24 protein-coding genes are annotated in these 24769 nt (G+C 29.9%); 16 read left to right on the plus strand and 8 right to left on the minus strand.

Going from position 1 to position 24769, the window contains the following annotated elements:
* Genes folP through cmoA form a run of 6 tightly spaced genes read left to right on the plus strand, consistent with a single transcriptional unit; the run spans position 1 to position 6347 of the window.
* Positions 1-1143, plus strand: coding sequence for a dihydropteroate synthase (gene folP / locus AJN70_RS05800; protein WP_070295593.1), 1143 nt, complete (start codon positions 1-3; stop codon positions 1141-1143).
* Entirely contained in the window at positions 1144-3087 is a 1944-nt protein-coding gene (ligA, locus tag AJN70_RS05805) for an NAD-dependent DNA ligase LigA (protein ID WP_070295594.1), read from the plus strand. It abuts the gene before it with no gap.
* Positions 3068-4072, plus strand: a complete 1005-nt coding sequence (locus AJN70_RS05810; protein WP_079396331.1) for a hypothetical protein — start codon at positions 3068-3070, stop codon at positions 4070-4072. The genes ligA and AJN70_RS05810 overlap by 20 nt, the downstream gene beginning before the upstream one ends.
* Positions 4069-4830: a TlyA family RNA methyltransferase gene (locus tag AJN70_RS05815; RefSeq protein WP_044779337.1), complete on the plus strand. Its 762-nt coding sequence runs from the start codon at positions 4069-4071 to the stop codon at positions 4828-4830. Before AJN70_RS05810 ends, AJN70_RS05815 begins: the two co-directional genes overlap by 4 nt.
* Positions 4796-5650 carry a bifunctional riboflavin kinase/FAD synthetase gene (locus AJN70_RS05820; protein ID WP_044779336.1) on the plus strand — a complete coding sequence of 285 codons (855 nt, stop codon included), beginning with the start codon at positions 4796-4798 and terminating at the stop codon, positions 5648-5650. The genes AJN70_RS05815 and AJN70_RS05820 overlap by 35 nt, the downstream gene beginning before the upstream one ends.
* On the plus strand, positions 5637-6347 hold the full coding sequence (cmoA, locus tag AJN70_RS05825; protein ID WP_079396330.1) for a carboxy-S-adenosyl-L-methionine synthase CmoA: 711 nt from the start codon (positions 5637-5639) through the stop codon (positions 6345-6347). Before AJN70_RS05820 ends, cmoA begins: the two co-directional genes overlap by 14 nt.
* On the opposite strand, the gene AJN70_RS05830 is transcribed toward cmoA, so the two are convergent.
* Genes AJN70_RS05830 through nth form a run of 5 tightly spaced genes read right to left on the minus strand, consistent with a single transcriptional unit; the run spans position 6337 to position 8976 of the window.
* Positions 6337-6564, minus strand: coding sequence for an EexN family lipoprotein (locus tag AJN70_RS05830; protein WP_070295595.1), 228 nt, complete (start codon positions 6562-6564; stop codon positions 6337-6339). The genes cmoA and AJN70_RS05830 overlap by 11 nt on opposite strands.
* The gene (locus AJN70_RS05835) at positions 6561-7001 is read right to left on the minus strand and encodes an EexN family lipoprotein (RefSeq protein WP_070295596.1); all 441 of its coding nucleotides are present in this window, start codon (positions 6999-7001) and stop codon (positions 6561-6563) included. The genes AJN70_RS05830 and AJN70_RS05835 overlap by 4 nt, the downstream gene beginning before the upstream one ends.
* A gap of 58 nt (positions 7002-7059) precedes the next feature.
* Entirely contained in the window at positions 7060-7692 is a 633-nt protein-coding gene (locus AJN70_RS05840) for a trimeric intracellular cation channel family protein (protein WP_070274912.1), read from the minus strand.
* Between the two features lie 10 nt (positions 7693-7702).
* Entirely contained in the window at positions 7703-8353 is a 651-nt protein-coding gene (locus tag AJN70_RS05845; protein WP_044780003.1) for a DNA/RNA non-specific endonuclease, read from the minus strand.
* Entirely contained in the window at positions 8350-8976 is a 627-nt protein-coding gene (gene nth / locus AJN70_RS05850; RefSeq protein ID WP_044779333.1) for an endonuclease III, read from the minus strand. Before nth ends, AJN70_RS05845 begins: the two co-directional genes overlap by 4 nt.
* A gap of 80 nt (positions 8977-9056) precedes the next feature.
* On the opposite strand from nth, the gene peb4 reads away from it, so the two are divergent.
* The 5 genes from peb4 (at position 9057) to AJN70_RS05875 (ending at position 14291) form a co-directional block, all read left to right on the plus strand.
* Positions 9057-9878 carry a peptidylprolyl isomerase PEB4 gene (gene peb4, locus AJN70_RS05855; protein ID WP_002931939.1) on the plus strand — a complete coding sequence of 274 codons (822 nt, stop codon included), beginning with the start codon at positions 9057-9059 and terminating at the stop codon, positions 9876-9878.
* Positions 9878-10942 (plus strand): class II fructose-bisphosphate aldolase, encoded by a 1065-nt coding sequence (fbaA, locus tag AJN70_RS05860; protein WP_070295597.1) that lies wholly within the window; start codon positions 9878-9880, stop codon positions 10940-10942. Before peb4 ends, fbaA begins: the two co-directional genes overlap by 1 nt.
* Positions 10943-11036: 94 nt before the next feature.
* Positions 11037-12479 (plus strand): MotA/TolQ/ExbB proton channel family protein, encoded by a 1443-nt coding sequence (locus tag AJN70_RS05865; RefSeq protein WP_053872868.1) that lies wholly within the window; start codon positions 11037-11039, stop codon positions 12477-12479.
* On the plus strand, positions 12476-13429 hold the full coding sequence (locus AJN70_RS05870) for an OmpA family protein (protein WP_044780007.1): 954 nt from the start codon (positions 12476-12478) through the stop codon (positions 13427-13429). Before AJN70_RS05865 ends, AJN70_RS05870 begins: the two co-directional genes overlap by 4 nt.
* The gene (locus AJN70_RS05875) at positions 13416-14291 is read left to right on the plus strand and encodes a 1-aminocyclopropane-1-carboxylate deaminase/D-cysteine desulfhydrase (RefSeq protein WP_044780008.1); all 876 of its coding nucleotides are present in this window, start codon (positions 13416-13418) and stop codon (positions 14289-14291) included. The genes AJN70_RS05870 and AJN70_RS05875 overlap by 14 nt, the downstream gene beginning before the upstream one ends.
* Here the strand turns inward: AJN70_RS05875 and AJN70_RS05880 are convergent.
* From AJN70_RS05880 to dsbD, 3 genes are read right to left on the minus strand one after another with little or no spacing between them, the layout of a single operon-like run.
* The gene (locus AJN70_RS05880) at positions 14283-15626 is read right to left on the minus strand and encodes a sodium-dependent transporter (RefSeq protein WP_044794055.1); all 1344 of its coding nucleotides are present in this window, start codon (positions 15624-15626) and stop codon (positions 14283-14285) included. The two genes, AJN70_RS05875 and AJN70_RS05880, sit on opposite strands and share 9 nt — an antisense overlap.
* Positions 15627-15676: 50 nt before the next feature.
* A complete protein-coding gene (locus tag AJN70_RS05885; RefSeq protein ID WP_044780010.1) occupies positions 15677-16345 on the minus strand; it encodes an MOSC domain-containing protein in 669 nt (222 codons plus the stop codon).
* Positions 16342-18045 carry a protein-disulfide reductase DsbD gene (gene dsbD, locus AJN70_RS05890; RefSeq protein ID WP_070295598.1) on the minus strand — a complete coding sequence of 568 codons (1704 nt, stop codon included), beginning with the start codon at positions 18043-18045 and terminating at the stop codon, positions 16342-16344. Before dsbD ends, AJN70_RS05885 begins: the two co-directional genes overlap by 4 nt.
* 94 nt (positions 18046-18139) lie before the next feature.
* Here dsbD and ppk2 point away from each other — a divergent pair, with 94 nt between their 5' ends.
* From ppk2 to AJN70_RS05915, 5 genes are all read left to right on the plus strand, one after another.
* Entirely contained in the window at positions 18140-19021 is an 882-nt protein-coding gene (ppk2, locus tag AJN70_RS05895) for a polyphosphate kinase 2 (protein ID WP_052798510.1), read from the plus strand.
* Positions 19022-19029: 8 nt separating this feature from the next.
* Positions 19030-20220, plus strand: coding sequence for a M20 family metallopeptidase (locus tag AJN70_RS05900; RefSeq protein ID WP_002892305.1), 1191 nt, complete (start codon positions 19030-19032; stop codon positions 20218-20220).
* Between the two features lie 78 nt (positions 20221-20298).
* On the plus strand, positions 20299-21471 hold the full coding sequence (locus tag AJN70_RS05905; protein ID WP_002892307.1) for an efflux RND transporter periplasmic adaptor subunit: 1173 nt from the start codon (positions 20299-20301) through the stop codon (positions 21469-21471).
* Positions 21471-23396, plus strand: coding sequence for an ABC transporter permease (locus AJN70_RS05910; RefSeq protein WP_002892309.1), 1926 nt, complete (start codon positions 21471-21473; stop codon positions 23394-23396). Before AJN70_RS05905 ends, AJN70_RS05910 begins: the two co-directional genes overlap by 1 nt.
* A 1-nt stretch (position 23397) precedes the next feature.
* Positions 23398-24768 (plus strand): TolC family protein, encoded by a 1371-nt coding sequence (locus AJN70_RS05915; RefSeq protein WP_070295599.1) that lies wholly within the window; start codon positions 23398-23400, stop codon positions 24766-24768.
* The last annotated feature ends 1 nt before the right edge of the window (position 24769 follow it).

Raw genomic sequence — 24769 nt, forward strand, 5'->3', positions numbered from 1 at the left:
ATGAAATTTTTTAAAATCAATCCAAATACCGATTTTAATTTACTTTGTTCTTTCATAAACCCTCATAAAATGGGGCAAAAGATTATGAGTAAAAAAACAAAAATTCATTTTATTTTTATCAAAGATATTTCTACTCCTGCAGCAAATATTTTAAAACAAGATGCCTTAAGAGTAGGAGCTGAGCTCATCACCCATAAAGAAATAATTACCGCAAAAATCACTCATTCAAATGCACTTTTAATGGCAAGTAAAGAACAAATTCAAAAACTTATTGCTAAAGAAAAACTTCAAGATTTTGGACTTAAAAATTTGGCTCTTTTTTTGCAAAAAGATTTTTTAAAACCAAAAAAAGCTGAGCTTATGGCAGTGATTAATGTCAATGAAGACAGTTTTAATGCAAAAAGTCGTGTGAGTGAAGAAGACTTTGAAAAAAGGCTTAATGACTTTCTTGCTTTAAGGCCTGAGTATATCGATATAGGTGCGGTTAGTTCAAGACCTGGGAGTGAGTATTGTGGCAAGGAAGAGGAATTTAAAAGACTAAAAAAAATACTTGACTTAATTTATGAGAAAAATTATCATGAAAAAGCGATTTTTAGTTTAGATAGTTTTGATGAATATTGTCTAGAATATGCTTTAAATAAGGGTTTTAAACTTATAAATGATATTACAAGTTTAAGAAATCTTAATCTGGCTAAACTTGCAAGTAAATATGAGGCAAAATATTGCTTAATGCACATGCAAAACAATCCAAATAACATGCAAGATAATCCTTTTTATGAAGATTTGCTCGATGAGATGACTTTGTTTTTTAAAGAAAAACTTGAACTTTTAGAAAGTTTTGGAGTAAAAGAAAGTATTTTAGATGTAGGTATTGGTTTTGGAAAGAGTGCGGAGCATAATATGATTTTAATCAAACACTTAGAACATTTTTTGCAATTTAATAAACCTTTACTTATAGGTGCGAGTCGCAAAAGTGTGATTAATGCGTATTTTCAAAGCGAGATTAAAGATCGTTTAGCAGGAACTTTGTATTTGCATTTAAAGGCTTTTGAAAATGGTGCTAGTATTATAAGAGTGCATGATTTATACGAGCACAAACAACTTTTTGCTTTAGCGCAGGCAATGGATAATATAGGAGTTTAGATGAAAAAAGAAGAGTATTTAGAAAAAGTTGCTTTAGCAAATTTGTGGATGAGGGCATATTATGAAAAAGATGAACCCTTGGCTAGCGATGAAGAATACGATGCTTTAATCAGAGAATTAAGAGTTTTTGAAGAACAAAACAAAGATGAAATTTCAAAAGACTCTCCAACGCAAAAAATAGCTCCTATCATACAAAGCGAGTTTAAAAAAATAGCTCACTTAAAGCGTATGTGGTCGATGGAAGATGTGTTTGATGAGAGTGAACTTAGGGCTTGGGCAAAACGTGCAAAATGTGAAAAAAACTTTTTTATAGAGCCTAAATTTGATGGAGCGAGTTTAAATTTGCTTTATGAAAATGGTAAATTAGTAAGCGGTGCCACTAGAGGTGATGGCGAAGTGGGCGAGGATATAACACTTAATGTTTTTGAGATAGAAAATATACCTAAAAATATAGCCTATAAAGAAAGAATAGAAATTCGTGGAGAAGTGGTGATTTTAAAAGATGATTTTGAGAAAATCAATGAAAAAAGAGCTCTTTTAAATCAAAGTTTATTTGCTAATCCACGCAATGCTGCAAGCGGGAGTTTGAGGCAGCTTGATACAAGCATCACTAAAGAAAGAAATTTGAAATTTTATCCTTGGGGAGTAGGGGAAAATACCTTAAATTTCACCAAACACAGTGAGGTGATGCAATTTATCAGAGAGCTTGGTTTTTTAAAGGATGATTTTGTAAGACTTTGCGCTAATTTAGATGAGGTTTTAAAAGCTTATGATGAACTTTTAGCTTTAAGAGAAAAAAAGCCTATGATGATGGATGGAATGGTGGTAAGAGTTGATGATCTTGAGCTTTGTGAAGAATTAGGCTATACGGTAAAATTTCCAAAATTTATGGCAGCTTTTAAATTTCCTGCACTTGAAAAAACCACGCGTTTAATAGGGGTAAATTTACAAGTAGGAAGAAGTGGGGTGATCACTCCTGTGGCGGTTTTAGAGCCTGTAAATTTAGATGGGGTTGTAGTAAAATCAGCCACCCTTCATAATTTTGATGAGATTGCAAGACTTGATGTTAAAATCAATGATTTTGTAAGCGTGATAAGAAGTGGCGATGTTATCCCTAAAATTACTAAGGTTTTTAAAGAGCGTAGAGAAGGTTTAGAGATGGAAATTTTACGCCCTAAACTTTGTCCTACTTGCCAAAGTGAGCTTTTAGATGAAGGAACTTTAATAAAATGTCAAAATATAGACTGTGAAGATAGACTTGTAAATTCTATCATTCATTTTGTTTCTAAAAAATGTCTTAATATCGACGGACTTGGAGAAAATATAGTAGAGCTTTTATATAAACACAAAAAAATCACTACACTTGAGAGTATTTTTCATTTAAAATTTAGTGATTTTGAAGGTTTGGAAGGCTTTAAAGAAAAGAAAATTAACAATCTTTTAAATGCTATAGAACAAGCAAGAGAATGTGAGCTTTTTCGTTTTATCACAGCTTTAGGGATAGATCATATTGGCGAGGTTGCGGCTAAAAAATTAAGCTTAAGTTTTAATAAAGAGTGGCACAAGCAAAGCTTTGAAGCTTATGTCAATTTAGAAGGTTTTGGAGAGCAAATGGCTTTAAGTCTTTGCGAATTTACGCGTGTTAATCATACAAGAATTGATGAATTTTACAAGCTTTTAAATTTGAAAATAGAAAAACTTGAAATTAAAAGCGATAGTGTGATTTTTGGTAAAACTTTTGTGATTACAGGTACTCTTTCGCGTCCAAGAGATGAGTTTAAGGCTTTGATAGAAAAACTTGGGGGTAAGGTAAGCGGCTCAGTTTCTAAAAAGACTGACTATGTGCTTTTTGGAGAAGAGGCAGGTTCTAAGCTTAGCAAGGCTAAAGAGCTTGAAGTAAAATGTATAGATGAAAGTGCTTTTAATGAACTTGTTAAAGAATAGTTCTTATATTTTAACGCTTTTAAGCCTTTTTGGCTTTTTGCTAACTTGGCAAAGGAGTGCTTTTTCTCTATTTTTTTTAATTCCTATTTTTTTAACACTTTTTTGGGAATTCTTTTTATTTTTAAAGCTTAGAAAAAATATTATAAAAGAAGCTACTTTGATTAAGGGAAGTTTGTTTTATCGTATTAGTATGGGGGATTTTTATCTTTATATTTTTAGTTTTTTCTTGGCGATTTTTGGACTTGTTTCTTTATTTTTAAATTTTTTAAATCTTGAAAAAATTGATTTAGTTTTTATATTTATAATTTTGCCTTTATTGATGATATTTTTAAAAAAAGAATTGCATTTGCAATTTGTAAATAATGCTTATAATGATTTTAGAATAGTTGTTATCGCTAGTTTTTTTACCGCTTTATTTTATGCATTTTATGGGCTTTTTTTTACTTACAATGAGCTTTTAAATTTAGAACTTTTTTCTAGGAAAATCATTGCTTATAAGAGTGCTTCTTTTGTTTATTTTGATTTTTTATCTGAATTTTTGTATTTTGTTTCAAATTTAAAACTTTTTATTTTTTCTTATTTTGGATATTTGAGCTTTAGAGCTTTAAATTTTATTTTTGATTTTTTTAATTTTTTTATGTTTTGCTCTCTTTTGGCTTTTGTTTTTAATTTTGTTTTGAAAATAAACATAAAAATAATTGTTTTATTTTTATGTTTTATCATGGTTTTAGGAAGTTATTTTTTAAAAGAGCAAAGAAATAATACCTTAAAATCTGAACAAGAACAAATACTTTTATGGATGAATAATTTTAATTTTTTAAAAGATTATAATTTAAGTTTAATTCAAAAAGAAAAAGATCTTTTTGAAAAAGATCTTAAAGATCTTAGAGAAATTTTTAAAAAAAATGCTTTTGAAATAGGCATTTGGTGGTTTTCTAAAGAAAAAGAAGACTTGGAAAAAAGAATAAATGAGAGTTTAAAATGAGATTTGATTTTTTTGTTTCAAAGCGTTTAAATATCAGCAGAAATAAAGCCTTGGAGCTTATAGAAAGTGAAGAGGTTTTACTTAATGGTAAAAGTTTTAAAGCTTCTTTTGATGTGAAAAATTTTTTAGAAAATTTAAAAAAAACGCAAGATTTAAATCCTGAAGATATACTTTTAGCCAATGAGTTAAAATTGGATCTTTTAAGTGAAATTTATGTTTCAAGAGCGGCTTTAAAATTAAAAAATTTCTTAGAAGAAAATGATATTGAAATAAAACAAAAAAATTGCCTTGATATAGGATCTAGCACGGGTGGTTTTGTGCAAATTTTACTTGAAAATCAGGCTTTAAAAATCACTGCTCTTGATGTAGGTAGCAATCAACTCCATTCAAATTTAAGAACAAATGAAAAAGTCATCTTGCATGAAAATACAGATCTTAGAGCCTTTAAAAGTGAAGAAAAATTTGAGTTTATTACTTGTGATGTGAGTTTTATTTCTCTTATTAATTTACTTTATTATATCGATAATTTAGCTTTAAAGGAAATTATTTTACTTTTTAAACCTCAGTTTGAAGTGGGAAAAAATATCAAAAGAGATAAAAAAGGTGTTTTAAAAGATGACAAGGCAATCTTAAAGGCAAGAATGGATTTTGAAAAAGCATGTGCTAAGTTAGGTTGGCTTTTAAAAAATACGCAAAAATCAAGCATTAAAGGAAAGGAAGGTAATGTTGAATATTTTTACTACTATATCAAAAATTAATATTACTTCTTTAGCTATAGGTTGTTTTGATGGTATACATTTAGGGCATCTAAAACTTGTAAAATGTTTAGATGAGAATGGGGCTTTGTTAGTTATTAATAAATTTAAAGGTCAATTTCTTTGTTCAAATCGTCAAAAAGAAGAAATTTCAGGAAAAAAAGTTATAGAAGTGGATTTTGAAAGTATAAAATCTTTAGATGGTAAAGATTTTTTAAGCTTTTTGAAAAAAGAATTTGTCAATTTGAAATTTATAGTAGTGGGATATGATTTTTCTTTCGGGAAAAATAGGGCTTATAGTGCTAAAGATATTGAGTCTTTAAGTGGGATAAAAACTATAATAGTTGATGAATTTAGTATAGGCGGAGTAGGTGTTCATGCAAGTTTAATTAAGGATTTTTTATCAAAAGCAAATTTACAAAAAGCAAAAGAATTTTTAGGAAGAGATTATAGTATTAAAGGAAAGTTGATTAAAGGACAAGGTTTGGGCTCTAAAGAACTTTTTGCGACTATAAATTTAGATTGTAAAGGCTATTTTTTGCCTCAAAATGGTGTTTATGCTACTTTGTTAAAAAGCCAAAAAAATATTTATAAAAGTGTGAGTTTTTTAGGTGTAAGATCAAGCGATGAAAATTTTGCCATAGAAAGTCATATTTTAGAGGAATTGGGTGAAAATTTCACACAAGGGGAGTTTTTCGAACTTGAGTTTATATCTTTTCTAAGAGAGAATCAGAAATTTCAAGATCTAAAAAAACTTAAAAATCAAATTGCCAAAGACATAGAACAAGCTAGAGAATTATTAAGGAAAAATGATGAAAGATGAACTTTTTAAACAAAGCCCTAAAAAACAATTTGAATTTGATAAAAGCGTGGCTAGTGTTTTTGATGATATGATCAATCGTTCTGTGCCATTTTATAGAGAAAATTTAGAACTTTGTGGTAATTTATTGGCTAAAATTTTACTTGCAAATGCAAGTGTTTGTGATTTGGGCTGTTCAAGTGCTAATTTTTTGATTTTGTTGGCAAATCTAAGAAAGGATTTTAAACTTTTTGGCGTGGATAATTCTGCTTCTATGCTTGAAGTTGCAAAGTCAAAAACTAAAGCTTATGGACTTGATATAAGTTTTTTTGAAGCTAATTTATGCGAATTTGATTTTTTTACTTGCGATGTTTTTGTGGCAAATTATACCATGCAGTTTATTCGCCCTCCTAAAAGACAAGAATTGCTTGATAAAATTTATAAAAATTTAAACTCTAAAGGCATTTTGATTATGAGTGAAAAAATCCTTTATGAAGATGCTTTTTTGTCTAAAAATATCATAGAACTTTATGCCGATTATAAAGAAAAACAAGGCTATTCTAAATTTGAAATTGCAGCTAAAAGAGAAGCTTTAGAAAATGTTTTAATTCCTTATAGTCAAAAAGAAAATTTAAACATGCTAGAAAAGGCAGGTTTTAAGAAAATAGAAAGTATTTTTAAATGGGCAAATTTTGAAACTTTTATAGCTTTTAAGGATTAGAAATATTTTCATCTTCCCATTCATCTTCCCATTCATCTTTTGGAAAACCTACCTTATACGCATTAACACAATCTTGACTGATGATAGCTTTGTGTCTGCATTCCAAACTTCTTTTTTTTGCTTCTTCAGGGTGATTTTGATAATATTCTACACTTTTGGTTTGTTCGCATGCTGCAAAAAATATCCCAATAAGGCTTAAAAAAATAGCTGTTTTCATGGTAACTTTTCCTGTGTTATGTTAATATCATCACTAAAGATAGAACTTTGATTGTCATCCTTTGTTTTAGAAGGATAAATTTCAGAAGGTGTTTCTGCTATGGGCGGCATTATAATACTTTCATTATTTTCTGAACTTTGGTTAATATCTTTTGTGATTTTTTCTTTTTTTAAATCATTTTGTTTTAAAGCTTCTAATATCTGATTATCAGATTTTTTTGGTGTGTTTGGACTGTATTTACTCTCTTCATTTGTTGGCTTAATACCAATTTCTAATGCATTAATACAATCTTCGCTAAGAGTTCCGCTTTCTTTGCATTCTTTTGCTTTTTCTTTTGCTTCGCTAGGATGATTTTTGTAGTAATTTTCTGTTTTGCTATCGCAAGCTGTTATATTAATAATTATTAAAATTGTAAGTAAAATACTTAGTCTTTGCATTTATCAATCTCCTAAAAATTTTTAGCATCTTAGCAAACTTGTATAAAGCAACGATAAATTATTTTTCTTCATTATAAGAAAAAATAGGTAAAGACCATTGATATTTGATAGCTAAAAGCCTTGCAATAACTCCTATAAAAAGAGTTAAAAGTGTGCAAACTAGAGCATTAAGCTCAAGCCACATTATTAGAGAATAATAGATTGCTCCTGCAATTATGGCAATTCCTGCATAAATTTCTTTTTGAAATACCAAAGGGATTCTCATACATAAAATATCTCTTAAAATTCCACCAAAAACACCCGTAATTACAGCAGCAGCAACGGCTATGATAAACCCATGATTTTGATCTATGGCTATTTGAGCTCCAAGTATGCTAAAAACAACAAGTCCTATAGCATCAAGAGTTAGAAATAAAGTTTCAAGTTTGGTTACTACACGTGGAATTTTTGTGGCTATAAGGGCGCAAAAACAGATTAAAATAATATATTCAGGATGTTTAACCCAAGTTAAAGGATAATGTCCTAAAAGCACATCTCGTATGCTTCCGCCTCCAATTGCTGTTACGAGAGCAATAAAAATAACTCCAAAAAGGTCCATTTTATAGCGTCCTGCAGCTAAAGCTCCTGTCATTCCTTCTGCGGAAATACCTATGATATAAAGAGTGGTTATTGTAAGAGCATTTATCTCCATAATTTATACCTTAAAATTTATCACAATTTATTTGATACTGTTTAATATTTTCATCATTTACTTCGTGGTTTGGTACTTGATAGCATTCTTTAAATTTCGGAGTTTTAATAATTTTTACATAAAAACTTGGTATAGCAATACGGTTTTTAATGTATTGTGGTTCTTTATCGTAAAGTACTAAATTTAAAACTTCAATACTTTGAAATTTTAAAGCCAAATTTCTTTCTCTTTGTTCGATTTCATTCCAAATTATATTATTTATTTGCGCATTTTGTGGGGTAATATTACTCATTAAAAATACTGAATTTTGGGCAGCTTTACTAAAGCTAAAAGAAGCATTGGGTGCAGTGTGTCCTCGCGTGTAGCCGCTGTTTTTATAATCACTCCAAGTAGTGCGGTATTTTTTAGGAATATTTGTATCATCTTCAAAGCGAGGGCGTTTTTTAATTTGTTTATTTTTTAAATTTGAAGCTTCTACTTTATAAGCAACGGCTTTTGTACCTTTGAGTTTATAATCATAGCAATTTAGATAAAAAAACTTATCTAAGATTTGCGAGCAATTTATGTTGTTAAAATAAGAAGAAAAAACAGCACTAGGCTCGTAAGATTCTAAGGCGAAAATATTAAGAAATATAGCGAGTAAAAAGATGAAAATTTTCATTTAAGTTCCTTATCTTTACTTTTGCAAAGATGATTTAAAAAACATTCTTTACATAAAGGTTTTTTAGCTTTACAAGTGTAGCGTCCAAAAAGAACCATGGCTTGATGAAGATAGTTAAGATTATCTTTAAATATGCGTGTTAAATCTTCTTCTGTAGCTTCTGGAGTTTTTGCTTTGCTAAGTCCTAAGCGGTGAGAAACTCTAAAAACATGAGTATCTACAGCCATGAAATTTGCTCCACACCATTCTATTAAAACCACATGGGCGGTTTTTTGTCCCACGCCTGCTAAGGATTTTAATTTCTCTTCTTCAAGGGGAATTTCTCCGTCAAAATTTTCACAAACTGATTTTGCCATTTTTATAAGATTTTGTGCTTTATTATTAAAAAATGAACAAGTTTGTATGTAGGTTTTAAGGCTTGATAAATTTGCATTTGCAAGAGATTTGATATCAGGATAAGCTTTAAAAAGATCAGGAGTGATGAGATTAACTCTTTTATCAGTGCATTGGGCTGAAAGCATCACACAGACTAATAGTTCGTATAAATTTGAAAATTTAAGTTCTGTTACAGGTTTCTCAAAATGTTTTAAAAAAAGCTCTTTGATTTCTAAATTTCTTTTCATTTTTTAATTTTAGTTAATTAGCTTTAAACCAAGTTTAGATATAATCGATTTTATATACATTTTATTAAAAAGGAAACCCAATGAAAAAAATTTCTTTAGTTGCAGCAGCTTTGATTGCAGGTGTAGCTTTAAATGTAAATGCAGCTACAGTAGCCACTGTTAATGGCAAGAGCATTAGTGATACAGAAGTAAGTGAATTTTTTGCCCCTATGCTTAGAGGACAGGATTTTAAAACTTTGCCAGATAATCAAAAAAAAGCTCTTATTCAGCAGTATATTATGCAAGACTTAATTTTGCAAGATGCTAAAAAACAAAATTTAGAAAAAGATCCTTTATACACAAAAGAACTTGATCGTGCAAAAGATGCAATACTTGTTAATGTTTATCAAGAGAAAATTTTAAATACAATTAAAATTGATGCGGCTAAAGTTAAAGCTTTTTATGATCAAAATAAAGACAAATACGTAAAACCTGCGAGAGTGCAAGCAAAACATATCTTAGTAGCGACAGAAAAAGAAGCTAAGGATATTATTAACGAACTTAAAGGTTTAAAAGGTAAAGAACTAGATGCTAAATTTAGTGAGCTTGCTAAAGAGAAATCAATTGATCCAGGTTCAAAAAACCAAGGTGGTGAGCTTGGTTGGTTTGATCAATCAACTATGGTAAAGCCTTTTACAGATGCTGCTTTTGCACTTAAAAATGGTACTATTACTACAACTCCAATAAAAACGAATTTTGGCTATCATGTAATCTTAAAAGAAAATTCGCAGGCTAAAGGTCAAATCAAATTTGATGAAGTAAAACAAGGTATTGAAAACGGACTTAAATTTGAAGAATTTAAAAAAGTTATCAATCAAAAAGGCCAAGATCTTTTAAATAGTGCTAAAGTGGAATATAAATAATGGGTGTTTTAGACATTGTAAAAGCAGGGGTGATTAGCGGAGATGAGCTTAATAAAGTTTATGACTATGCTAAAGCAGAGGGTTTTGCTATCCCTGCTGTTAATGTTGTAGGAACTGATTCTATTAATGCAGTTTTAGAATCTGCAAAAAAAGTTAACTCTCCAGTTATTATCCAGTTTTCAAATGGTGGGGCAAAATTTTATGCAGGGAAAAATTGTCCTAATGGAGAAGTTTTAGGTGCAATTAGTGGGGCTAAACATGTACATTTACTTGCTAAAGCTTATGGTGTACCTGTGATTTTACACACTGATCATGCCGCAAGAAAACTTTTACCTTGGATTGATGGGCTTATTGAGGCAAATGCACAATATAAAAAAACCCATGGACAAGCTTTATTTAGTTCCCATATGCTTGATCTTAGCGAAGAAAGTTTAGAAGAAAATCTTAACACTTGTGAAGTTTATCTTCAAAAACTTGATGCTTTAGGTGTCGCACTTGAAATAGAACTAGGTTGTACAGGTGGTGAAGAAGATGGAGTGGATAATACAGGCATTGATAATTCCAAGCTTTATACCCAACCAGAAGATGTGGCACTTGCATATGAAAGACTTGGAAAAATTAGTGATAAATTTTCAATCGCAGCAAGCTTTGGAAATGTACATGGAGTTTACAAGCCAGGAAATGTTAGTTTACAACCTGAAATTTTAAAAAATTCGCAAAAATTTGTAAAAGATAAATTTGCTTTAAAAAATGATAAACCTATAAATTTTGTATTTCATGGCGGTAGCGGTAGCGAGCTAAAAGATATTAAAGATGCAGTAAGCTATGGCGTAATCAAGATGAATATTGACACAGATACCCAGTGGGCTTTTTGGGATGGGGTACGTGAATATGAACTTAAAAATAGGGCTTATTTGCAAGGACAAATTGGAAATCCAGAAGGTGATGACAAGCCAAATAAAAAATACTATGATCCGCGTGTTTGGTTAAGGAGTGGTGAAGAAAGCATGATAAAGCGTCTTGAAGTCGCTTTTGAAGATTTAAACTGTATAAACAAAAACTAAGCATTTTAAAAGCTTAGTTTTATTTTGTTTTAAAAATTTTTATCAAATTAAGTAGCAATCTTTAAAATAAAATTTTTAATGAGGTATTGGTTTCATGGATATTAAATCAGATGAAATTTCAGAACTTGTTTTGCCTGAAGGCAAAGATGCAAGAGGTTCTTTGGTTTATTTTAAAATTATTTTTATTCCAGCTTTTCTTTATATTTTGATTTTATTAGGTTATTTTAATGTAATTGACTTTAAGGTTGAATTACATACGGTTATTATGACAGGTGTGATTTTTTTTACAGCATTGATTTTTGCTAGACATAGTGCTGAGTATGCGTATAGTATTTTTGAACAACAAAAAGATGAATTTAAACAGGCTTTAAAAAGACATATTATGAGGCATTTTCTTGCCATAGGGAAAGACACGAAATCAAATGCCAATTTTGATGACTTTGCTTATACATATATTAAAGGTGCAAGAAATGAGAATTTTGCTAGTATAGGTTCGGCAATTTTTCCAATGATGGGAATTTTAGGAACTTTTATCAGCATAGCTTTTTCAATGCCAAATTTTAGTTCTAGTGATACAGCCGCTTTAGAACAAGAAATTGCAGATTTGTTAAGTGGAGTAGGAACTGCTTTTTATGTTTCAATTTATGGAATTTTTCTTGCATTATGGTGGATGTTTTTTGAAAAATATGGTAAAAGTAAAATAGATCGTTTGCTAAATCGTCAAAAAAACGCTACAAGTGGATTTTTTTGGACAAAAGAAGAGCTTGATCAAAGATATTTAACTGAGAGTTTGCAACATTTTGAAAAAATTGGAGCAATTTTTAAACAAGTTAGCAATGATGATTTTTTTGCAGAGCTTGATCATGCTATTGATAGAAAATTTGGCATTTTTCAAGATATGCTAAATGTAGAAGAAAAAGCTATTAGATTAAGTAGTGAACACATCAAACAAACCATGGGTGAGCTTAGTAAAGCACAAAGAGATCAACGCGATCTTGGAAAGCTTTATAGTGAAATGTTAAATGGCATAGGTTTGCTCAATCAAAATTTGAAAGAAATCAATACAAGAATGTCAGAACAATATAATCGCTTGCTCGATATCAGTAGTGATAAAATTCATCATCTTGATAAGACGCTAAGTGCATTCGATGAAAAAGTAGAGCGTTTTGGTAAAAATTTTGAACTTTATGAAAAAGCAATGTTGGAAAGTCAAGAAAAGGTTTTTGAGGGATTTAAAGCAAGCTTGTTTGAAGGTATGCATAAATTTAAAGAAGTATACGAAGAAGAAAAAAGTATCGATGCTAAAATCAAAATGATGGATGAGCTTAAAAAAGAAATGAAAGCACTTGATGAAGAAACAAGTCAAATGATGAGCAAGCTTTCTGGGGATGGAAATCAAAATAAAGAAAATGAAACCAAACAAATAGAAGATTTTTCAGAGTCTAAGACTGAAGAAAATCAAGATGAAATTCAAGCAGAAATATCTAAGCAAGAAAGCAATGATGAGTTAAAAAATGAAGATAAAGAAAATAAATGAAAAATGAGTCAAAAGAAGATAACAATTTTTGGATAGCTTATGCTGATTTAATGGCAGGATTGCTGTTTGTTTTTATTTTGCTAATAGGTGCTATTGTTGTAAAATATGTTTTAACTCAAAGTGATTTAAAAGAAATTAAAGACAATCTCAATAAACAAGAGGCACGCTTAGAGGAGAGCAAAGAAGAGCTTAGAAATAAAGAAGCTATAGTGTTTAAACTAAGTTCTGATTTAAACAATGCTTCTAGTGCTTTAAATCTTGCTAATTCTCAAAAAGCAGAATTAGAGGCTAATATTACAAATTACAAGCAGTTAAGTAAAGATTTGAACTCAACTTTAGATAATAAAGATAAGCAAATTTTGATTTTACTAGGTCAACTAGAGAAAAAAGATGAAGAGCTTAAAAATTTACAAGAAGATTTTCAAAAAGCTAAAGAAAAGGTGCAAAATCTTGGTTTGATTCGTGAAAATTTAAGCAAGGAATTGCAAAGCAAACTTGATAATAATATCACTATAGATGAAAAGACAGGATCTATTTCTTTGCCTGCTGAAGTACTTTTTGATAAAGATTCTTATGTGTTAAAAAATGAGGCAAAGGCAAGTTTGAGAAAAATCTTAAGCGAATATTTTGATGCTATTCTTGAAGATCCAAAAATTTTTTCTAACATTGAAAATATTATTATTGAAGGACATACTGATAGTGATGGATCTTATATTTATAATTTAGATTTGTCACAAAAAAGAGCTTATGAGGTGATGAATTTTATCTATACTTTTTATAAGAGTGATAAGCTTCAAAAGCTTTTAATGGCAAGTGGACGTTCTTTTTCAGATCCTGTGTTTGTCAACGGAGTTGAAGATAAGGATAAGAGTCGTCGCATAGAAATAAAATTTAGCATTAAAAATGATAATGCTTTAAAAGATGTAGAAAAATTCTTTGAATTTCATTAAAACAATTAGTCCTATACAAAAAATCAATTTTAACGGATTTGAATTTTATATTAAAAGAGATGATTTATTAGGAGAAATTAATGGAAATAAAGCTAGGAAACTTGCTTTTTATATCCATCAAAGATATCCTAAAAATCAATCTTTTATAAGTTATGGAGGAAGCCAAAGTAATGCTTTGGCGGCATTAAGTATTTTTGCTAAACAAAGATCATATAAGCTTGTTTTTGCTTGTGAAAAAATTTCTACTTTTCTTAAGAATAATCCTTGTGGAAACTATGCTTTAGCTTTAGAAAATGGTGTTGATTTTGTAGAAAATATCCATTCTTTATCCTTAAAGCAATTTGCTTTGTCTTTGTGTAAAAAAGATGATATTTTTATAGAACAAGGCATAGCTAATTTAGAAGCTCAATATGGCTATATGGAACTTGCTCAAGAAATTCAAATGCAAAGTCAAAGTTTAAAGCTTGATTTTGATATTTTTTTACCTTCTGGTACAGGCACTTCGGCAGCTTTTTTGGCAAAGTATTCTAAATTTAAAGTATTTACTTGTGCTTGTGTGGGTGATATTAAATATCTTAAAAAACAAATTTTAACATTAGATCCAAGCTATGATTTTTCAAATTTAGAATTTTTAACAAGTGATAAAAAATATCACTTTGCTAAGCCATATAAAGAATTTTATGAGCTTTATATGGATTTAAAGTTAAAGTGCAATATAGAATTTGACTTGTTGTATGATATTTTAGGATTAAGTATAGCATTAAAACAAGAGTGGAAAAAACCAATGCTTTATATACATCAAGGTGGAATTTTAGGAAATTCCACTATGTTAGAGAGATATAAATTTAAAAAATTAGTTTAAAATTCCATAGATAAAAATGATTAAAATAATCAAAGGTACTATATATTTTATATAATAAAACCAAATTCCAAACCATGAACTTTTAAGTGTATTGTTATTGCTAAGTTCTTTTAGACTTTCTTGTTTGCCTAAAATCCAACCTACATAAATGCAGCAAAAAAATGCAGCTAAAACAAACAAAATATTTCCACTAATGAAATCAAAACTATCAAAAATGTTTTTTCCTTTGATGATAACAATATCACGCCAAGGCCCATAAGTTAGAATACAAGGAAGATTGCCAAGTATGAAGATAAACCCTAGAGTTAGGTTAATAGAAAGATTTTTAGAATATTTAAATTTTTCTTCTAATACGCTAATAATAACTTGATAAATTGGCAAGCTTGTGGTTAAAGCTGCAATCAAGAGTAAGACAAAAAATAAAATACACACAATGGTACCAAAATGGATATGAGAAAATGCTATAGGTAAAGTTTCAAAAACCAAAGAAGGCCCGCTATCTGGAGCAAGTCCTGCTGAGAAAAGTGCTGGAAAAATCATAAAACCAGCCAAAACAGCTATAATGGTATTTAAAACCCCTGTATAAATAGCGGTTTTTGCCATATTTTCATTTTTATTAAGATGAGATGAAAGTGTTATCATCACCCCAAAACCTAGGGATAAAGCAAAAAAGACTTGCCCTAAAACATCGATTAAAAGTTTTGATGATAAAATTTTACTAAAATCAGGTTCAAGATAAAATTTAACTCCAGCTATAGCTCCATCAAGGGTTAAATTGCGTCCCACAACAACAATAAGACAGATAAATAATAAGGGCATTAAAAATTTGACGGATTTTTCTATACCATCTATAATGCCTCTTTTTAAAATAATATAATTAATAATTACAAAAACAGTGGTAAAAATACCAACTCCTAAAGGATTGAAGGCTATTTTGTCGTTAAAAAACTGATGAGTAAATTCTTTGCTTACTACATTGGCAAGACTAAAATTCCCTAGGGTTAATTCCCAAATATAAACTAAAACCCATCCTCCAAGTACCATGTAGTAAGCCATTATGCCAAAGCTTCCTAAAAGTCCCATATATCCAATACTTTGCCATTTTTGTTTGAAAGCATCTACGCTATTTGTCATCGCTTTTCTGCCTATGACATTTTCAACTAAAATAACAGGAATGCCTATGATAATCATAGCTATACAAAAAACTAATACATAAGCACCGCCACCATTTTCTCCTACAAGATAGGGAAAACGCCAAGTTGCTCCAAATCCTATGGTTGCTCCAGCAACTGTTAGAATATAAGTTAGTGTGCTACTCCATGTTTGTCTTTGCATGATTATCCTTTCGAAAAAGAATTATTTTACCTAAAAATAACTTTAAAAACTTATAAGCTATCCATATAGCTTATATCGTAAGTATTTTTTAAGCGTTTGTGTATCGTTTCGTGCCAATTTTGAGATATGAGAGAGTTTAATTTTTCTAATTTATCTAATAAATTCGGATTTTGCTTAAGAATTTGATGCGGGGAGTAAAAAAGTTGATTGAGTTCAAATACACTAAGTGAAGTAGAATTTTTTTCTAAAATTTTAATATTTTCATGCTTTCGTATTTGTCCAACTTGTAAAACTTTATAATACCATCCACTCAAGCCCGTTTTAAAAATTTCATGTGTAAAATTTGGATTATTGTGAATTTTAGAAATTTTTACACAAGGTTTTCTAGGTTCGCTTACTTGCAGTATTGCATTTGAAATTTGATGTATATCACCTATGCAAACATTTTGTTCACAAAGCCCATCGATGCTCAAATTTTCACCCATTGAGCCAAAATTTAGCTTTTTATTAAGAAATCTTTCCCATATAGGATAGTTTTGACAAGAGTTGGCAAAAATAGCCTTATGGTGGCCTCCATGATGAATTTTATCAGCTATTTGATCATCTAAAATACCTAGAAAATCAATTTGCGTTTCTTCTAGGTAAGTATCTTTAATAAATGCACTTTGGAAATTTTTATAGTTTTTAATTTTCCCTATTTGCAAACTTTGAATTTTCATGGTTCTAGTTTTTTTAATAAATCATCAGCACTGATAAAACCCGTGATTTTTAATTTTTCTTTTCCATTTTCAAAGAAAATTAAAACAGGTGGGCCAAAAACATTAAATTCTTTCATGGTTTTAATTTGTTCATTATTATTTTCGCTTACATCAACTTTGATAAGTTTGTAATTTTGTATTTTTTGTATGATTCTTGCATCGCTAAAGGTTAATTCATCTAAAAGTTTGCAATTTTCACACCAAGATGCAGTAAAATCAAGCATTATGGGCTTTGTATTTGTTTGTATTTCTTGCTTTAATTGTTCAAAATTGTTGATATAATCATAGCTTAAAGTAGATTTTGAGGCAGATATAGTATTGAAATTTAAAGGATTTAAGAAATTTTTAGCCCCAAAAAGTCCCCCTAGGAAAATACTTAGAGAATAAGCTAAAATAAGAATTAAAATACTTTTTTTAATTTTAGAAATTATTGTAAAATTTTTTTCAAAAATTCCCATAAAAACACTAAAAAATACACCTAAAATTCCATAGGCAATTAAAATGTAATTTTCTTCAATAATTCTAGAAAGTATCCAAATAGCCATAGCCAACATAACAAAACCAAAGAAAATTTTTACTTTTTCCATCCAAAAACCAGGTTTAATAAAACCTAATCCTAAGCCTATGAAAAGCAAAGGTATACCCATGCCAAAACTCATGATAAAAAGCGCACTACCACCTAATAAAGCATTGCCTGTATTGGCTATATAAATTAAAGCACCTGCTAAAGGAGCTGCTACGCAAGGACCTACTATTAAAGCAGATAAAAATCCCATGATGGCTATACCTACAACTCCCTTCCCTTTTTCGCTTTTTTTATGTATAAAGGTTTGAAATCTTAATGGTAATTCGAAACGAAAAGCTCCAAACATAGCAAAAGCAAAAGCTATGAAAATTAGAGCAAAAAGAATTAAAATAATAGGTTTTTGTAAAATTCCTTGAATACTTGCTCCTAGAAAACTTGCTATAACTCCAGCAATAGCGTAGGCCAATGACATGAAAAAAACATAGATAAAAGAGAGAAAAAAACTATGTTTTTTTGAAAATTTAGCATTACTTTTTGCTATGATAAGAGAAGATAAAATCGGAATCATAGGTAAAATACAAGGTGTTAAGGAGAGTAAAAGTCCATAGCCAAAAAAACTTAGCAAAATCCAAAAAAAGTTATCTGTTGCTAAAAAATTTGCTATAGAGCTTTCTTCAGATTCAATTTTAGTTTTTTTATCTGTTTTTTGAGCTTTATAAGGTTTTGAAATTTCAAAAGTATCTTTTTTAGAAATGAGATCAAAGTACCAAGTTTGAGGATTATAACACAAGCCTTGTTCAGAACAACCTTGAAATTCGAGTTTGATTAAATTTGTAGTATTTTTTGCAAAGTGCTCTAGTAATAAATTTGGCAAAGCTAAATTTAATTTTTGATAATAAACATTTTCATTGCCTCTTGTAGAGCTTTGAGGTAGATTAATCAAAGAACTTATATCTTTTTCATTTATATATAATTTAAGTTTATTAGAATAAAGATAAATATCTTTTCCAAGTTCAATATCAATTGAGATAGAGTTATTATAAGAGTTTGATTTTACATTAAAAGCTTCATTTAAAGACAATATAGAAGCAAAACATAAACAAAAACTTAATAAAATAATACCAAAAATACGCATAAATTTCCTAAAAACTTATTTTTTCCTTTATTTTTAGCTTCAATTATAATTTATTATGGTAAATTTGCTTTAAATACTTTATAAAGGTTTGAAAATGCAAGAAAATAATTCTCCAAAAACGCAAGCGGCTGTTAAAAAGAATGAAATTTATGTTTCTGTTAAAAGAAAGAAAAGTACAATAGAATATGAAAAAGATTTAAAGAATTTGCAAATTGAGCTTTTGAAATTTCAAAATCATGTTAAAGCCAATGGTTTAAAGGTTCTTATACTTATAGAAGGGCGTGATGCGGCTGGAAAAGGTGGGGCGATTAAACGTTTGATTGAGCATTTAAATCCGCGTGGTTGCCGCGTTGTGGCTCTTGAAAAACCTAGTGATGTGGAAAAAACACAGTGGTATTTTCAGCGTTATATAGCACATTTGCCCTCAGCCGGTGAGATTGTGATTTTTGACAGATCTTGGTATAATCGCGCAGGAGTAGAACCAGTTATGGGTTTTTGTACACCGCAACAACATAAAGATTTTTTAAGAGAAGTGCCTTTGTTTGAAAATATGATTTCAAATAGTGATATTATTTTTTTTAAATTTTATTTTTCAGTATCAAAAGACGAGCAAAAAAAACGTTTTGAAAAACGCCGAAGTGATCCACTTAAACAATATAAATTATCTCCTGTGGATCAAAAATCGCAAGAATTATGGGATAAATATACTTTAGCTAAATACTCTATGCTTTTAGCATCTAATACTCCAACTTGTCCTTGGACTATTATTTCTTCTGATGATAAGAAAAAAGCAAGATTAAATTTATTGCGTTTTATACTTTCTAAGGTAGAATATCCAAATAAAAAAACTGGAGATTTTTCCAAAATTGATACCAAATTAGTGCGTAGTGGAGAAGAAGAAATACGAAAAATGGAGGCGAATTTGGAAAAACTTGACAGTAAAAAAGCAGATGAGAAAATAAAAGATTTAGATTAAGGAAAAGAATGCATAAACTGGTTGAAAATTTAGCACTAAAGTACTATGATAAAATAGTTGATTTAAGACATCAAATTCATATGCATCCTGAGCTTGAATTTGAAGAAGAAAATACAGCTCATTTAGTGTGTAAAATTTTAGATGAGTTTGGCATTAAATATCAAAAAAATATTGCAAAAACAGGAATTTTAGCTATTATAGAAGGAAAAAAGAAGAGTCAGAAAAAACCAAAATGCGTTCTTTTAAGAGCGGATATGGATGCTTTGCCTGTGCAAGAAAAAACTAATCTAAGTTATGCTTCAAAAATTGACGGTAAGATGCACGCATGTGGACATGATGGACATACAGCAGGACTTTTGGGAGCTGCTTTGATGTTAAATGAGCTCAAAGATGAATTTAGTGGCACGATTAAATTTATGTTTCAGCCCGCAGAAGAGGGAAGCGGTGGAGCTAAACCTATGATAGAATCAGGTGTATTGGAAAATCCTTATGTTGACGCAGTTTTTGGTTGTCATTTATGGGGGCCTTTGCTTGAAAATACTGCTCAAATTGTAAGTGGCGAAATGATGGCTGGAACGGATATTTTTGATTTGGAATTTATTGGCAGAGGAGGACATGGAGCTCATCCGCACACTTGTATAGATCCTATAATTATGGCAACGCAATTTGTAAATAATATACAAAGTGTTGTTTCTAGGCGTTTAGCCCCTTATGAAGCAGGGGTGATTACCGTAGGTCAAATTTGTGCAGGAACTACTTATAATGTTATTCCTGCAAATGCTTATTTAAAAGGAACTGTGCGTTTTTTAAATGATAAAACACAAGATATTTTAAAAAGTTCTCTAGAAGAAGTGGCTGCTGCTACAGCAAAATCTAATGGTGGAGATTATAAGCTTAAATATACTAAAGAATTTCCTCCATTGATTAATGATGAAAAAGCTGCTTTAATAGCAAGAAAAGCTTTTGCAAAGGTCTTAGGAGAAGAAAATATCATTGTTTCTTCTAAACCTGACATGGGGGCTGAAGATTTTGCTTTTTTAACACGAGAAAGAATGGGAGCTTATGTATTTGTTGGAATTTCAAAGGATTTAAATCATCCAGCTTTGCACCATAGTTCTACTTTTTGTTGGGATGATGAAAATTTAAAAGTTTTAATGCAGGGTGATGTGATGATGGCTTTAGAATTTTTAAATTTATAAAATAGAATTAAAAATTCACAAAAAATTCACAAAAAATGAGTAAAATTTAATCTTGATTTTTCTTTAGGATTTGTTATTATGAAAAAGAAAGTTATTTTAATCATTTTAATTGCAATACTTGGAAGTGTTGGGGCTTATTTTATTTTTTTTAATAATGATGAAAAAATCAGCTATTTAACTCAAAAAATACAAAAAAAAGATATATCTCAAACCATAGAGGCAGTAGGAAAGGTATATGCCAAAGATCAAGTCGATGTGGGTGCTCAAGTTAGCGGACAAATTATAAAACTTTATGTGGATGTGGGAACTCATGTAAAGCAAGGTGATTTGATCGCTCAAATTGACAAAGATAAACAACAAAACGATTTAGATATTACAAAAGCTCAGCTTGAAAGCGCTAAGGCTAATTTAGAGAGTAAAAAAGTTGCTCTTGAGATTGCGAGTAAGCAGTATCAAAGAGAGCAAAAACTTTATGCAGCTAAAGCAAGTTCTCTTGAAAATTTAGAAACTCAAAAAAATAATTATTATACTTTAAAAGCTAATGTTGCAGAGCTTAATGCTCAAGTAGTTCAGCTTGAAATCACTCTTAAAAATGCACAAAAAGATTTAGGTTATACAACCATTACTGCTCCTATGGATGGTGTTGTGATTAATGTAGCTGTAGATGAAGGACAAACAGTTAATGCTAATCAAAACACTCCTACTATAGTCCGTATAGCTAATTTAGATGAAATGGAAGTAAGAATGGAAATAGCAGAGGCTGATGTGAGTAAGATAAAAGTAGGAACAGAGCTTGATTTTTCTTTGCTTAATGATCCTCAAAAAACTTATCATGCTAAGATTGCAAGTATAGATCCAGCTGATACTGAAGTGAGTGATTCTAGTACAAGCTCAAGCTCATCAAGTTCGAGTTCTTCAAGCTCAAGCTCATCAAATGCTATTTATTATTACGCAAAATTTTATGTACCTAATAAAGATGATTTTTTGCGTATTGGTATGAGTATACAAAATGAAATTGTCGTAGCAAGTGCAAAGGCTGTTTTAGCAGTGCCAACTTATGCAATTAAAAGTGATCCAAAAGGCTATTATGTTGAAATTTTGGAAAATCAAAAAGCTGTTAAAAAATATGTCAAACTTGGCATTAAAGATTCTATCAATACTCAAATTTTAGAAGGTGTAAATGAAAATGAAGAATTGATAGTAAGCTCAAGTGCTGATGGTTTAGCTCCTAAAATGAAGTTGAGATTTTAATGATTTTTCTTAAAAATATTTGCAAAAATATAGGTGAAAATGCCATTTTAAAAAATGTAAGTTTAAGTATAGAAAAAGGTGAATTTGTTGCTATTATAGGACAAAGTGGAAGTGGTAAAACTTCACTTTTGAATATCATAGGAACATTAGATACACCGAGTAGTGGAACTTATGTTTTTGATGAGCATGAAGTCACTAAACTTAATAACGATGAAAAAGCAAGATTAAGGCGTGAAAAAATAGGCTTTATATTTCAAAGATACAATCTTTTAAGCTTGCTGAGTGCTAAAGAAAATGTTTCTTTACCTGCAGTTTATGCGGGAAAAAATTTACAAGAAAGAAGTCAAAACGCTAAAAAACTTTTAAATGATTTAGAACTAGCTCATAAGTTAGATTCTAAACCGAATGAATTAAGCGGAGGACAGCAACAACGCGTTTCTATAGCAAGAGCTTTGATGAATGGCGGAGAGCTTATTTTGGCTGATGAGCCAACGGGAGCTTTGGATAGTAAAAGTGGTATTATGGTGCTTGAAATTTTACAAAAACTTAACGCACAAGGTCATACTATAGTCTTAGTAACTCACGATCCAAAAATTGCAGCACAAGCTAAAAGGGTTATAGAGATTAAAGATGGAGAAATTTTAAGTGATACTAAAAAGGAAAAAGCTCAAGAAAAACTCACTTTAAAAACAATGCCCAAAGAGAAAAAAACACTTACTTTGCTTAAAAATCAAGCCTTTGAGTGTTTTAAGATAGCTTATTCTTCCATACTTGCACACAAACTTCGTTCTGTTTTAACTATGCTTGGAATCATCATAGGTATTGCTTCTGTAGTTTGCGTTGTAGCTTTAGGATTGGGTTCTCAAGCTAAGGTGCTTGAGTCTATTGCAAGACTTGGAACAAATACTATTGAAATTCGTCCTGGAAGGGGTTTTGGAGATTTGCGTTCAGGTAAAACAAGGCTTAATTTTAGTGATTTAGAAACGCTAAGATCTTTAGAATATTTAGAAGCAGTTGATGCTCATTCAAATACTTCAGGAGTGGCAACTTATACCAATATTTCTTTAAGTGCAAGAGCTGAAGGAGTGGGGGTAAATAATTTTGCTATAGAAGGTTTAAGGATAGATGCGGGAAGAATTTTAAATAATGATGATGTAAAAAATAGTACCAATGTTGCTGTGCTAGATTTTAATGCTAAAAAAAATCTTTTTCCTGATGAAAAAAGTGAAAATATTTTAGGTCGTGTGGTGCTTTTTAATTCTCAACCTTTTAAGATTATAGGAGTTTTGCAAAAAGATACAGACAAGCCTATAGAAGATAATGTAGTGCGTCTTTATATACCCTATACAACACTGATGAATAAGCTTACAGGAGATAGAAATTTGCGTGAAATCATAGTTAAGGTTAAAGATGATGTGAGTTCAACTTTGGCTGAAAATGCTATCATAAGAATTTTAGAAATTAAACGCGGACAAAAGGATTTTTTTACTTTTAATTCTGACACCTTTAAGCAAGCTATTACAGCAAATAAACGCACTACAACGATACTTACAGCTTGTGTGGCTGTGATTGCTTTGATTGTTGGGGGTATAGGAGTGATGAATATCATGCTTGTTTCTGTAAGTGAAAGAACAAGAGAAATAGGCATACGCATGGCTATAGGGGCTAGAAGAGAAGATATTATGATGCAGTTTTTAATCGAAGCGGTTATGATTTGTACTATAGGGGCGATTTTAGGTGTGATTTTATCGATTTTTGTTATTTTTGCTTTTAATACTTTAAGTACTGATTTTCCTATGATTTTAAATGCTTATTCTGTGCTTTTGGGACTTTTAAGTTCTATGTTTATCGGTGTGGTTTTTGGTTTTTTCCCTGCAAGAAATGCAGCAAATTTAAATCCTATTAGTGCATTATCAAAGGAATGATATGAAAATAATACTTAGCATTTTTTTAGCATTTTTCTTGAGTGCTTGTGGAGTAAAACTTAGCTTGCCTAAAGAAGTTGATTTAACTCAAGAACAAATGAAAGATTTAAATCTCACTTATGATTGGTATAGATCTTATGATAATGCAAAATTAAATGAATTTCTAAATTTTGTTTTATTGAATAATAGTGATATTAATATAGCTAGAAAAACTTTGCTTTCAGCTTTGGCTAGAGCCGATTTGATTGATTATGATTTATATCCGACTTTAAGTGGAAATTTGGGTTTTGGTGGAGATAAAGATTTAAATTCAGGCAAACAAAGTAAAAATTTCAATAATTCTTTAAATTTAAGCTATGAGCTTGATATTTATGGAAAATTAAGAGATAGTGCAAGTGCGAGTGAATTTAGTGCAAAAGCAAGTGCTTATGATCTTGAAAATTTAAAAATAAGCATGATCAATACAGCTTTAAATGATGTTTTTGAGCTGGCTTATTTTAACGATGTAGATAAATTGCTTCGAGCTTATCTTTCAAATTTAGAACAAATGAAAGAGCTTTATAGTTATAAATACAAGCTTGGAAAAATAGAAGAATTAGATCTTTTAAACATAGAACAAAGCTTATTAAGAGCTAAACAAAATTTATTAAGCAATGATCAAAATCGTAATTTACTCATAAAAAATTTACAAGATTTATTGGCAAAGCAAGAAGGTTTTGTTTACATAGAGTATTTTAAAACTTTATCTTTAAATGATTTTAAAACCTTAAGTCCTGATTTTAATATACCTTTAAAAGCTTTAGCGTACCGTGCAGATGTGAGATCTAAACTCAATAGCTTAAAATCAGCCTTTAAGGATTATTCTTCCATGCAAAAATCTATTTTGCCTAGTATTTCTTTAGGTGGAGCATTAAGCGGAAGTGATAAAAAAATCGATGATAGTTTTAAATTTGAAATTTTAAGTGGCAATGTTAAGATTTCTTTACCTTTCTTAGATTATGGTAGAGTAAAGCAAAATATCAAAATTTCACAATTTACTTATGAGCAACTTTTAATTTCTTATGAGCAAGCCTTGCAAAGTGCGATGAATGAATTTGCATTGAATTATAAAGATTATCAAAGCGACACCTTGCTTTTGCAAAATTTGCAAAATATTAACATTAAACAAGAGCTTATCACTAAGGCGTATTATGAAAAATATATTTTAGGAAAAAGTGAATTAAAAGATTATTTGGATGCAAACAATACTTTAAATTCTACCCAGCAAGAATTTTTAAGAGCTAGATTTAATCTTTTAAAAACCATTAATTCTTACTATCAAATCACAGCTTTAAGTTTTAATGATGAAAACTTAGAATTTCTTAAGTATTAAA

It is taken from the genome of Campylobacter sp. BCW_4341 (assembly GCF_001764255.1).
Classification (GTDB): Bacteria; Campylobacterota; Campylobacteria; order Campylobacterales; family Campylobacteraceae; genus Campylobacter_D; species Campylobacter_D jejuni.